General features: G+C 63.2%; 7 protein-coding genes and 1 pseudogene. 3 read left to right on the top strand and 5 right to left on the bottom strand.

What is annotated here, in order from left to right:
- Positions 1-587 (top strand): annotated as a pseudogene (locus WBH99_RS05535) (hypothetical protein); the annotation flags it as partial.
- Positions 588-931: 344 nt separating this feature from the next.
- Here the strand turns inward: WBH99_RS05535 and parC are convergent.
- Both parC and WBH99_RS05545 read right to left on the bottom strand, forming a co-directional pair.
- Entirely contained in the window at positions 932-3,370 is a 2,439-nt protein-coding gene (gene parC, locus WBH99_RS05540) for a DNA topoisomerase IV subunit A (protein WP_424219115.1), read from the bottom strand.
- A 3-nt stretch (positions 3,371-3,373) separates the two neighbouring features.
- A complete protein-coding gene (locus tag WBH99_RS05545) occupies positions 3,374-5,323 on the bottom strand; it encodes a DNA topoisomerase IV subunit B (RefSeq protein WP_424219116.1) in 1,950 nt (649 codons plus the stop codon).
- Positions 5,324-5,706: 383 nt separating this feature from the next.
- Here WBH99_RS05545 and glmS point away from each other — a divergent pair, with 383 nt between their 5' ends.
- Together glmS and WBH99_RS05555 are read left to right on the top strand one after the other, a co-directional pair.
- On the top strand, positions 5,707-7,539 hold the full coding sequence (glmS, locus tag WBH99_RS05550; RefSeq protein ID WP_424219117.1) for a glutamine--fructose-6-phosphate transaminase (isomerizing): 1,833 nt from the start codon (positions 5,707-5,709) through the stop codon (positions 7,537-7,539).
- A 10-nt stretch (positions 7,540-7,549) separates the two neighbouring features.
- Positions 7,550-8,557, top strand: a complete 1,008-nt coding sequence (locus tag WBH99_RS05555; protein WP_424219118.1) for an NAD-dependent epimerase — start codon at positions 7,550-7,552, stop codon at positions 8,555-8,557.
- A 211-nt stretch (positions 8,558-8,768) separates the two neighbouring features.
- On the opposite strand, the gene WBH99_RS05560 is transcribed toward WBH99_RS05555, so the two are convergent.
- The 3 genes from WBH99_RS05560 to WBH99_RS05570 form a co-directional block, all read right to left on the bottom strand.
- Positions 8,769-10,550 (bottom strand): PHA/PHB synthase family protein, encoded by a 1,782-nt coding sequence (locus WBH99_RS05560; RefSeq protein WP_424219119.1) that lies wholly within the window; start codon positions 10,548-10,550, stop codon positions 8,769-8,771.
- A gap of 141 nt (positions 10,551-10,691) precedes the next feature.
- Positions 10,692-11,195, bottom strand: a complete 504-nt coding sequence (tpx, locus tag WBH99_RS05565) for a thiol peroxidase (protein WP_424219120.1) — start codon at positions 11,193-11,195, stop codon at positions 10,692-10,694.
- A 268-nt stretch (positions 11,196-11,463) separates the two neighbouring features.
- A complete protein-coding gene (locus WBH99_RS05570) occupies positions 11,464-12,657 on the bottom strand; it encodes a glycosyltransferase (RefSeq protein WP_424219121.1) in 1,194 nt (397 codons plus the stop codon).
- Between the last annotated feature and the right edge of the window lie 176 nt (positions 12,658-12,833).

The raw sequence follows: 12,833 nt of genomic DNA on the forward strand, positions 1-12,833 counted from the left end.
CCAGGCCCTGGACTGCCAAGACAGACATGTACGACCTCCTGCAACCGGAACCCCCGGCATTCCTGCGGGTCTATCAGCCGCACTTGCGTTACTATCTGGTGGAAGAAAGACGCTACACCGATGCGGAACTGAGCCAGAAATCCACCCCCTTGAGCGGAATGTTCGGTATTGAAAACGCCGGTGACAGCTGGGAGTCATTGCAAGGAGCGGTCGACCGTATCGTTGCCGTGATCCAGGCCAATCCGGACAAGGAACGGATCGACCGGGTCATTACCCGCTGGATCAAACGCCACCTCATCCGCCTGGGGGCGGAGGTGGATCTGGAACGGTTGAACAGTTTGATAGAGGACAAAGACATGCTGGCCGAGAACCTGGAAAACCTCGTCAAGAAAGAACGCCTGCAGGGTGAACAGATCGGGATTCAGAAGGGACGGATGGAAGGACGGATGGAAGGACGGATGGAAGCCATGCGCGAGACTGCCCGCAAGCTGATCGCCATGAATATCCTGACCGACGCCCAGATTGCTCAGGCCTCTGGCTTGCCGGAAGAAGAAGTCAAAGCGCTTCACTCCGGGATCAAGCACTGAGGGATGTGCCGCGATTTCCCGTCCATCCCCATCCGTCCTCATCCCTCCCTGCCCGCAGCCGGGACAAGGTGCCTGGATAGGGAACACGATTCCCTGTCAGCCAATTCTTCATGCCGCCCGCCTGGATCAAGGTTGGCGCTGTCTGGCCATGTCAGCCTGCCCAATTCCAGACGGACTAGATTGGAATATTTCACATCGGCCAGCGGGGCGTTGATGCCGGGCGGATCCTTGGTCGGCCCGCGGCTGAAGCTCGCCCGGGATCGGCCCATGATCCTGCGCGACACCAACAGCGGCATTGACATCAGCGACGTGGCCCCTTCAGCGACGCCAGTCTCCTTGGGTTTTTATGCTTCCAGATGCTGCAAAACCGGGTCCTTGATCAAGCCGATGCCGGCGCCTCTTCGGGCGCGTTGCCCCAGGTGCTGTTCTTCCGAGAGCAGTTCCTTGGCTTTGGTGCGGAAGTTGCCGCTGATCTTGATGACCGGGCCGGGGCTGGTGAGGACCTGAGTGAGGGTTTCCGTGTCCTTGAGGCCCATGATCTGCACGCCTTTGCCGCCGGAGAGGTGTTTCATTTGTTCCAGGGGGAAGATCAGCAGGCGGCCGTCGCTCGAGAGGGCGGCCAGATGGGTCTGGGGTGGCTGGGCGGGGACTTTCACCGGTGGCAGGATCGCCGCCCCGTCTTCCAGGGTGAGGAAGGATTTGCCCGCCTTCTGGCGCGAGAACAGGTCGGCCAGGGTGCAGAGGAAGCCGTAGCCGGAGGTTTTGGCGATCAGCAGTTCTTCTTCCGGCTTGCCGGCCAGCACATGAGCGATACGGCTGTTGCCCAGTTCCACGAAGGAGGAGAGCGGCGCGCCCATGCCGCGGCCGTCGGGCAGGCTGGCGACGCTGACCGTATAGGCCCGGCCGTCGCTGGCGAGGAGGGCGAGCGAATCGACGCTACGGCATTCATGCACGGAACCAAGCCGGTCGCCGTCCTTGAAGGCGAGGCCGGAGAGCTCGAGGCCGTGGCCCTGGCGCACCCGGGCCCAGCCTTTTTCGGAGACGATGACGGTGACGGGTTCGTCGGCGACGGCGGCGACTTCGGAGCGCGAGGCCATGGCGGCGGGCTGGATCACGGTGCGGCGCTCGTCGCCGTGCTTGGCGGCGTCGGCTTCGATTTCCTTGATCACCCGTTTTCTGAGCAGGGTGTCGCTGGCGAGCAGCTTTTCCAGACCGGACTTTTCTTCGTGCAGCTTGGCCAGTTCCTGCTCGATCTTGATGCCTTCGAGGCGGGCCAGCTGCCGAAGGCGGATTTCCAGGATGTCCTCGGCCTGCCGGTCGGAGAGGTGAAAGCGCTCGATCAAGGCCGGCTTGGGGGCGTCGGATTCGCGGATGATGCGGATCACTTCGTCGATGTTGAGAAAGACGATGTGCCGGCCTTCGAGGATGTGAATCCGGTCGTTGGCTTTTTCGAGGCGAAACTTGGTGCGCCGCTCCACGGTGGTGAGGCGGAACTGGCACCACTCGCCAATCAGGTCGGTGAGGGATTTCTGGCAGGGGCGGCCATCCAGGCCCACGGCCACGAGGTTGATCGGGGCGGTGGTTTCCAGGCTGGTGTGGGCCAGCAAGAGGGCCACGAATTCGTCCCGGTCCTGGCGCGAGCTGGCCGGCTCGAACACCAGGCGCACGTCGTCGTCCTTGCCGGATTCGTCCCGGGCCTTGTCGAGCTGGGAGGCGAACAGGGCCTTCAACTGGGCGGCGGCTTGTTCGATGGTCTTCTTGCCGGCCTTGGGCAGGGGGTTGAGCAGGGCGCCGATTTCCGCGAGCACCTTGGCGCTCGAAACCCCCGGCGGCAATTCCTTGAACACCACTTGCCAGGCGCCCCTTGCCATTTCCTCGATTTCGTAGCGAGCCCGCACCCGCAGGCTGCCGCGTCCGGTCTTGTAGGCGCTGGTGATGTCGGCGTTTGAAGAAATGATCTGGCCGCCGCCCGGATAGTCGGGGCCGGGCAGGTGGGCCATCAGTTCTTCCACCTCGGCCGCCGGGTGGAGGATCTTGTGAATGGCGGCGTTGGCCACTTCCTTCAGGTTGTGGGGCGGCATTTCGGTGGCCATGCCCACGGCGATGCCGGAGGCACCGTTCAACAGGGAGAACGGCAGGCGGGCCGGGAGGAAGGCAGGTTCGTCGAAGGAGCCGTCGTAGTTGGGCTGGAAATCCACGGTGCCTTCGCTTAGTTCTCCCAGCAGCAGTTCGGCGATAGGGGTGAGGCGGGCTTCCGTGTAGCGCATGGCGGCGGCGCCGTCCCCGTCCCGGGAGCCGAAGTTGCCTTGGCCGTCCACCAGCGGGTAGCGCAGGGAGAAGGGCTGGGCGACGCGCACCATGGCGTCATAGGCGGAGGTGTCGCCGTGGGGGTGGTATTTACCGATCACGTCGCCTACCACCCGGGCGGATTTGACCGGTTTGGCGGTGGCATCGAGGCCTAGTTCGCGCATGGCAAACAACACTCGGCGCTGCACCGGCTTCATGCCATCCTTGACGTCGGGTAGGGCGCGGCCCTTGACCACGGCCACGGCGTATTCCAGGTAATCGCGGGCAGCGGATTCGTGCAGCAGGATGCTCTCGCCGTCGTCTTCTTCCTGGATGCGCACGGCGAGGCCGGGCGGCTCGGGGGGCGCGCCGGGCAGGGCGAGGGCCGGGCTGGATTCAGGGCTGGATTCAGGGCCGGGGCTGGGCTTGGGGACTTCTGGCGTTTGCGGGGGCTGCCCGGGCAGGTCGGCAAACAGGTCGGGGGTCTGATCGTCCATTCTTTAAATCTCCGCGCCTACCAGGGCACCGTTGGCTTCCATCCAGGCGCGGCGGCCGCTGGATTCGTTCTTGGCCATGAGCATGTTCATGACCGGGCCGGCCTCGGCCTGGCGGGGCAGGCGCACCCGCATCAGGCGACGGGTGTCGGGGCACATGGTGGTTTCCCAGAGTTGTTCGGAATTCATCTCGCCCAGGCCCTTGAAGCGGGAGATGGAAACCGATTCGGGTTTGATCTTTTCCAGGCGCAGCTTGTCCAGGGCGGCTTCCCGCTCGGCGTTGTCCAGGGCGTAGATCTTCCGCGGCGGGCGGTTCTTGCCCTGGCCGGGCACGTCGAGCCGGTACAGCGGCGGTTGGGCGAAATAGAGGTGGCCGTGCTCGATGAGCTTCGGGAAGTGGCGGTAGAACAGGGTGCACAGGAGCACCCGGATGTGGGAGCCGTCCACATCCGCATCGGTCATGATCACCACCTTGCCGTAACGCAGATTGGCCAGTACGGCGGCATCCGCTTCCTGGCTGTGGGGGTCGATGCCCAGGGCCACGGCGATGTCGTGCACTTCCCGGTTGGCAAACAGGCTGCCGGCTTCCACTTCCCAGGTGTTGAGCACCTTGCCGCGCAGCGGCAGGATGGCCTGGGTTTCCTTGTCGCGGCCGGACTTGGCGGAGCCGCCGGCAGAATCGCCTTCCACCAGGAAGATCTCGTTGCGGCGGATGTCTTCCGATTGGCAGTCGGAGAGCTTGCCGGGCAGGATGGCGACGCCGGATTGTTTCCTTTTTTCCACCTTCTGGCCGGCCCGGCTGCGGGCCTGGGCGGCGCGGATCGCCAGTTCGGTGATCTTTTTGGCTGCATCCGGGTGTTCGTTGAGCCATAGTTCGAGCGGGTCGCGCACCATGCGTAAGATGAGGGGCACGGCGTCGCGGGAATTGAGGCGTTCCTTGGTCTGGCCCTGGAAGGAAGGGTCGAGCAGCCGGGCCGCGAGCACGAAACTGGCCCGGGAGAAGACATCCTCGGCGCTGATCTTGACGCCCTTGGGCAGCAGGGCATGGTGTTCGGCAAAGCTCTTGACAGCTTCGAGCGCCGCCTGGCGCAGGCCCGCCTCGTGCGTGCCGCCGGCCGGGGTGGGGATCAAATTGACGTAGGATTCCCGCGCCAGCCCGCCCTCGGCGGTCCAGCAAATGGCCCAGGCGGCGCCGGAACCGGGGGGGAAGTTTTCGTCCTCCCGGGAAGCATATTTTTCGGCGGCAAAAATCGGCGCCACCCCTTCGTCTTGCAACTGCTCGGCCAGGTATTGCTGCATACCCTGGCTGAAGCACCAGTTGCGGCTTTCCCCGTCTTCGATGCTGAGGCTGACTTCCAGACCGGGCAGCAGCACGGCCTTGCTGCGCAGCAGGCGTTCCAGTTCGGTGAGGGGAATGTCGGGACTATCGAAAAAGCGGGGGTCGGGCCAGGCGCGCACCCGCGTGCCGGAGGCCTTCCTGGGGGCGTCGCCGGTACGGACCAGGGGCTCGATCACCGCGCCGCCCGAGAAGGCCATACGGTAGCGGCCCCCGTCCCGGGTGACTTCCACTTCCAGGCGGGAAGACAGGGCATTGGTGACCGAGACGCCCACCCCGTGCAGGCCGCCCGAGAAGCGGTAGGCCGAATCTCCGTCGTTCTTGTTGAACTTGCCCCCGGCGTGCAGGCGGGTGAACACCACTTCGACCGTGGGCACCCCTTCCATGGGATGGATTTCTACAGGGATGCCGCGCCCGTCGTCTTGCACCGAAACCGACTGGTCGCGGTGCAAGGTGACCTGGATATGCCGGCAATAGCCCCCCAGGGCCTCATCCGCGGCGTTGTCGATGATTTCCTGAATGATGTGCAAGGGACAATCCGTGCGGGTGTACATGCCCGGACGGTGGCGCACGGGCTCGAGGCCCTTCAGGACGGCAATGGATTCTGCGGTATAACTCAAGTTGTTCTCCGGCAGCAGCAGGGTGAATGCCTGGCTGTTTTCGCAGCGAGTTTAGGCCCAAAGGGGATTCAGCGAAACGGCGCAATTAAATATCAGAACCGATGATCTTTGCTACCGCCCTGTTTTCCGGGCTTACGGTCCTGGGCTGAAATGGCCGGCGGCAAGACGCTGGACGATACATTGGGTGGCCTTTGCACGAGATGGTTGGGTCGGTGTTTGAATGCCGGGACGCTGTTTCATGACAAGCGCGCAGCCCTGGGCGGCGGCTTTACTTGGGCTTTACCCGGGCTTTACCCGGGCTTTACCGGAATTGAGACAAGAGCGGATAACGGTTTTTCCGGGTAACCGGTAAAATGCCGCTCCTTTACACCGGAGCAAACTCAATGTGCGGCATCGTGGCAGCGGCAGCGACAGACAATGTGGTCCCGGTCCTGATCGAGGGGCTAAAGAAACTCGAATACCGGGGCTATGACTCGGCCGGTCTGGCCGTCCTTGGCGAAAAGGGGCTCGAGCGGCGCCGGGCCCTGGGCCGGGTGGCCGAGCTCTGCGCCCGTTCCGGGGGGCTGTCGGCCCGCACCGGCATCGCCCACACCCGCTGGGCGACACACGGAGCCCCGGCCGAGCACAACGCCCACCCCCATATTTCCGGTGGCCTGGCGGTGGTGCATAACGGCATCATCGAGAACTACGAGGTGCTCAAGGCGGAATTGCAGGCCTTGGGCTATGTCTTTACCTCCGAGACCGACACGGAAACCATCGCCCACCTGATCGCCCATTGCCTCGAGACCCAGCCCGATCTGGCCGAGGCGGTGCGCCTCGCCTGCCGGCGCCTGAAGGGGGCTTACGCCATCGCCGTGATCGCCGCGGCCGAGCCCGGCCGGGTGGTGCTGGCGCGGGAAGGTTCGCCGCTTTTGCTCGGGGTGGGGGAGAGGGGGCATTATGCCGCCTCCGACGCTGCGGCCCTGCTGCAGGTGACCCGCCAGATGATCTATCTGGAAAACGGCGACCTCGCCGATCTTCGCCCCGACAGCCTCATGATCTGCCGGATTGACGGCGGCGCCAGGGTGAGCCGCCCGGTGGTCGTCTCGCAACTCTCCGCCGACGCAGTGGAGCTGGGCCGGTTCCGCCATTACATGCAAAAGGAAATTTTCGAGCAGCCCGAGGCCCTGGCCAATACCCTGGAAATGCTGGGTGGCGCCCAGAGTCTGCAGCCCGGCCTGTTCGGGGCCGATGCCGCCCGCCTCCTGGAAGAGGTGGATGCGGTGCTGATCCTGGCCTGCGGCACCAGCTACCATGCCGGCATGGTGGCGCGTTACTGGATCGAGAGCCTCGCCCGGCTGCCGGTGATGGTCGAATTCGCCAGTGAATACCGCTACCGGGAATCGGTGCCCAATCCCCGGCAGCTGGTGCTGGCCATCTCCCAATCCGGGGAGACCGCCGACACCCTGGCGGCCCTGCGCCACGCCCGGGAACTGGGACAACCCATTACCCTGGCCATTTGCAATGTGCCGGAATCCGCCATCGTGCGGGAGTCGGTCCTGCGCTTCATCACCCGGGCCGGGCCGGAAATCGGCGTGGCCTCCACCAAGGCTTTCACCACCCAACTGGCCGCCCTGTTCCTGCTCACCCTGGTGCTGGCCAAACTCAGGGGGCGGCTTTCCGAGGCCGACGAGGCCGGGCATCTGCAGGCTCTGCGCCATCTGCCGCTGGCCGTGCAGAAGGTGCTCGCCCTGGAGCCGGAAATCGCCGCCTGGGCCAGGCATTTCGCCAACAAGCAGCATGCCCTGTTCCTCGGCCGGGGTCTGCATTACCCCATTGCCCTGGAAGGGGCGCTGAAACTGAAGGAAATTTCCTACATCCATGCCGAAGCCTACCCGGCCGGGGAGCTCAAGCACGGCCCGCTCGCCCTGGTGGACAAGGACATGCCGGTGATCGCCGTGGCCCCCAACGACCACTTGCTGGAAAAGCTCAAGTCCAATCTCCAGGAAGTGCGCGCCCGGGGCGGCGAGCTTTATGTGTTTACCGACCAGGGCGCACCGCTTTCTGCCGCGGCTGCGGACGGCGTTCATGTGCTCGCTCTGCCCGAGCACTACGGGCTACTCTCTCCCATCCTGCATGTGCTGCCCCTGCAGCTGCTCGCCTACCATGCCGCCCTGATCAAGGGCACGGATGTCGATAAGCCCCGCAACCTGGCCAAGTCGGTCACGGTGGAATGAAAGGAAAGTCATGAAAGTGCTCGTCACCGGCGCCGCCGGCTTCATCGGCAGCCATGTTGCTTCCCAACTGCTGGCACGCGGGGAGCAGGTGGTCGGCCTCGACAATCTGAACGATTACTACGACCCGAAGTTGAAACTCGACCGGCTGAAAAGGTTCGAGGCAGAGGCCGGCTTTACTTTCGTGAAGCTCGATCTGGCCGACCGGGCCGGCATGGAAAAGCTGTTTGCCGAGCAAAAATTCGACAAGGTGGTGCATCTTGCGGCCCAGGCCGGGGTGCGCTACTCCCTCAAGAACCCGCACGCCTACATCGACAGCAATCTGGTGGGCTTCATCCACATCCTCGAAGGCTGCCGCCACCAGCGGGTGCAGCATCTCGTCTATGCCAGCAGTTCCAGTGTCTATGGCGGCAACACCAGGATGCCGTTCTCGGAGCACGACCCGGTCGACCATCCGGTGAGCCTTTATGCGGCCACCAAAAAGGCCAACGAACTGATGGCGCACACCTACAGCCACCTCTATGGCCTACCCACCACGGGGCTGCGCTTCTTCACCGTGTATGGCCCCTGGGGCCGGCCGGACATGGCGCTGTTCCTGTTTACCCAAGCCATCCTGGAGGGCCGCCCGATCGATGTCTTCAATCACGGCAACATGCAGCGCGACTTCACCTACATCGACGACATCATCGAAGGCGTGATCCGGGTGCTGGACAAGCCAGCCACCCCCAATCCGGACTTTGACCCCCTGCAGCCCGACCCGGGCACCAGTCACGCGCCCTACCGGGTGTTCAACATCGGCAACCACAACCCCGTGCCCTTGATGGATTTCATCGCCGCCCTCGAAAAAGCCCTGGGGATGACGGCCCGGAAGAACTTCCTGCCGCTGCAAGATGGCGACGTGCCCGCCACCTATGCTGATGTGGACGCGCTCAAGGACTGGGTGGGCTTTCAGCCCGGCACCCCCATCGAAATCGGGGTGGGGCGTTTCATCGAGTGGTATCGCAGTTATTACGCGGAATGACGTTACGTGGAATGACGTTACGCGGAATGACGTTACGTGGAATGACGTTATGTGGAATGACGTTATGTGGAATGACGTTATGTGGAATGACGGTAAGCCCAATCAGCGCGCCACCCACCTGATTTCCCGGGGATGCCTTAAAGGCTGCAAGGCGCGCTGAATCCCGGAAACTTGCGGATGGATTCAGCGCGGGCCCGCGCTCAGGCGGGCATCATTTTTCCAGCACATAGCTCCCTGGGGCGTCCATCAAGACCGGATACCCTTTCTGGGGGGCGCCCAGGGCGGGAGGCTTGACGAGGGTGCCGGAGCGGGCCTGGAGCCAGGCCGACCAAGCCGGCCACCAGGAACCTTCGTGACGGGGCGCCTGTTGCTGCCAGTCGTCGGGCGAGACATAAACACCGCCGGCGGGCCGTTCGAGGATTTGGTAATAGCGGTTGCGCCGCCCAGGCTCGCTGACGATGCCGGCGTTGTGCCCGCCCTTGGTGAGCACGAAGGTGATCTCCGCGGGCGTCAGATAATGGATTTTGTACACCGACCGCCAGGGCGCGACGTGGTCCGTCAGGGTGGCCACACAATAGATGGGGGTGCGGATATCGGTGAGCGCCACGGGTTTGCCCCGTACCGGGTAACGCCCTTCGGACAGGTCGTCATTGAGGAACAGCCGGCGCAGGTACTGGGCATGCATCAATGCCGGCATGCGGGTAGCGTCCGCATTCCAGGCCATCAAATCATTCATGCTGCTGCGCTCGCCGAGCAGATACTCATTGATCATCTTCGACCAGAGCAGGTCGTAGGAATTGAGCAACTGGAAAGCGCCCGCCATCTGGCCTGCCGTCAGGTAGCCGGTATCCCGCATCTGGGCTTCGAGCATGGCCAGTTCGCTGTCGTCGATGAACAAGGCCAGTTCCCCGGGTTCGGTGAAATCGGTCTGGGCGGTAAAAAGGGTCATCGAGGCCAGGCGATCCTGACCATCACGGTGCATGGCGGCATTGGCAATGGAAAGCAGCGTGCCCCCCAGACAGTAACCCGCCGCATGAACTTTCTGATCCGGAACAATGGCGGCAATGGCATCGAGTACCTCATCGATCCCCATGGACAGGTAATCATCCATGCCCAGGTTCGCTTCTTCCTCCCCGGGGTTCTTCCAGGAAAGGCAGAACACCGTATACCCCTGATCCACCATGTATTTGATCAGGGAGTTATGCGGGGAAAGATCGAGGATGTAGTACTTCATGATCCAGGCCGGCACGATCAGCACCGGCTCCGGATACACCTTGTCCGTCGTGGGCACGTATTGAATCAGTTCCACCAGACGATTGCGGAACACCACCTTGCCCGGCGTGACCGCCACATTCTTGCCGACCTGGAAGTTTTCCGTGCCCACCGGAGGCCGGCCGTTGATGCGGCGCTCCATATCCTCCATGAAATTACGCCAACCCTGCGCCAGATTGCCCCCTCCGGTTTCCATCGTGCGCCGCAGCACCACGGGATTGGAGAAGAGATAGTTACCCGGTGAAAAAATATCCAGGAGCTGACGCGCCATGAAGGACGTCAGGTGTTCATGGTGGCGCGAAACGCCGGGAATGCCGGTGGTGGCGGACTGCCACCAGGCTTCGGTGGCCAGGAAGGCCTGGCAGAATAATTTGAAGGGCCCGGACTGCCAGGCCGGGTCCGCAAAACGCCGGTCCGGCTTTTCTTCCTCATCCTCCTCCGTCGCTTCAGAACGGCTGCTGGCCGTACGCCACACCTCCTGATTCAGGGCATAAGCCTGGCTGAGCAGGTCCATGCGCTTGCCTGGCGCCAACGCCAGATGCCCGGCCCAATCGAAGACTGCCAGGGCCAGCGACATCGGTGAAATGGAACCTGTCATCTGCGCCAGGGCCGCCAGCACCTTCACATCCAGCGGCTTTTTACGGATGGCGGGATTGGGAGTGACGGTGGCAGGATCGATGCTCCTTGCAAGTGCCGGCAAGAACTCGGTTTGACTGGACATGAGGAATGCTCCTTGAATGTTATCGATGGATGAATGGATGAATTGTGGGGTAAAGCCAGGGAATTTCTCTTGGGAACCGGGCCATTCTACTCCGGTCATCACTTTCACCCGTGGCCGGGCCAAGGGGCTGTCATGGAGCGGTCAGGCCAGGACCTCGAGGGCGGCCGCGTAATCGGGTTCCTGCTTGATTTCCGGCACCAGTTCGCTGTGCAGCACCTGATTGTTTTCATCGAGCACTACCACGGCCCGGGCCGTCAGGCCGGACAAAGGGCCACTGGCAAGGGCCACGCCGTAGGTCTTGGGAAAATCCCGGTTCCGCAGGGTGGATAGCATCACCACGTTCTCCAGCCCTTCGGCACCGCAGAAACGGCTCTGGGCAAAGGGCAGGTCGGCGGAAATGCACAGCACCACCGTGTTTTCCAGTTGGCTGGCGGCCTGGTTGAAATGGCGCACCGAGGTGGCGCAGACCGGGGTGTCGATGCTGGGGAAGATGTTCAGGACCTTGCGCTTGCCGGCAAAGCGGGTGAGGGGAACATCGGCCAGGTCCAGGCCTGTCAGGGTGAAGGGCGGGGCCTTCTGGCCGGGCTGGGGAAAGAGGCCATCTACTTGTACCGGGTTACCGCCAAGGGTGACTGTGACTGTCATGGTGTTGTTTCCTTTGTTGTTGTCGAATCTGGATCTTTTAGTGGCTGCCGGGCGGTTGAAGTTCTCTCGTCCCCCGATCATGGCGAAGCAGGCCCGTAAACGGGTGCCGGGCGGTACATGCCGCCCGGCTTTTTGCTCTCTGTCGGGATCGGGGGTCTTCCTGGAACTGGGCCAGGAAAACGGTCAATCCAGCGCCATTCATTGTTCCCGGTCATGGAGTGTTGGTCCAATTGTCTCTCTATATGCCTTGCATAGTCAGCGGCTATCGTCAGTGGCTATCGAGGGCGCGGGGCAGGGGGCTGGGGCCTTGCTGGAACTGCTTGCCATGCTGGCGGCAGATCTGCTCATAGAAGCTGCACAGGCGCGCGGCCATGGCCTGGTCGGACCATTCTGCCGCATAGGCGCGGGTTTCCGCAGCCAGCCGCAGCCGTGTCTGATCCTGTTCAAACAGCGCCACCATCTGCTCGGCGAACCGGGAGACGTCATCGGCGCCCACCTGGCAGCCCCGTTCGGGTTCCAGGATGTCGCGAGTGCCCATGGCGGCCAGCCCCAGCACCGGCAGCCCGGCCGCCATGGCTTCGAGCAGCACCAGACCCTGGGTTTCGGTGCGGGAGGCAAACACGAACAGGTCCGCACCGGCATAAGCGTCCGGCAGCTCCGTCTGCCGGTCCAGGTAGCCGAGGAACAATACATTGTCCTGCAACCCCAGTTGTCCGGCCTGGCGTTCCAGGGCAGGGCGGGCGGGGCCTTCGCCGGTCACCACCAGGCACAAGTCGGGAATGCGGCGGCAGGCCAGTTGCAGGGCCTCCAGCAGAAAGCCGATGTTCTTCTCATGGGCCACCCGGCCCACGAACAGGGCCAGGGGGCGATCCGGGGCAAGGCCGTGGCGCTGGCGAAAAGCGGCCCGGTCGCCCCGGGCGAAGCGCTGCAAGGGAATGCCCGTGGGCAGGATTTCCAGGGTCGTGGTCACCTGGTATTCCCGCAGGCGCTCGGCCATGGCCGTGGAGGGCACGATGACCCCGGCCAGTTCATTGCACTGGCGCCGGGAATAGCGGCGTGCCAGACCGCGCAGCCACTCCCGGGGCAGAAAGGGAATGTAGTGGTAGAGATATTCCTCGAACAGGGTGTGGTAGGTGGCTACGGCGGGAATTCCCAGGCGCCAGGCCAGAGCGACCCCGGCGTAATGAGCCACGAAGGGAGTCTGGATGTGGATCAGGTCGTAATTTTCCTTTTCCAGCCGGGGCGTCAGTTCCAGGGCGGCCCGGTAGGACATCAGGCGATCTTCCGGGTCCATGGGAATCCTGCGGGAGGGCAGGCGGATCAGGTTTCCGGCGCTCTGCTCCGAACCGTAGCGCGGGGCTATCAGCGTTACTTCCACTCCTTTTTGCGCCAGGCATGTGCGGAAGGTTTCAATGGAGGTGGAAACCCCGTTCACCCGGGGGAAATACACATCAGAAAGCATCAATATGCGCATGGCACAAAAAAGGAGGGCGAAAACTGGATACTAGACGCCTTTCGTGACAGCTTGACGACAGGCAAGGCCCTTGGTGAGCGCCTCCGGCAAGGGTAAGATGCCCCGGGTCGTACGGCTAACTTCATGATTTGTCATGTAAATGCAACAAAGTCCGGGTGCGGCTT

Source organism: Azovibrio sp., assembly GCF_049658005.1.
Classification (GTDB): Bacteria; Pseudomonadota; Gammaproteobacteria; order Burkholderiales; family Rhodocyclaceae; genus Azovibrio.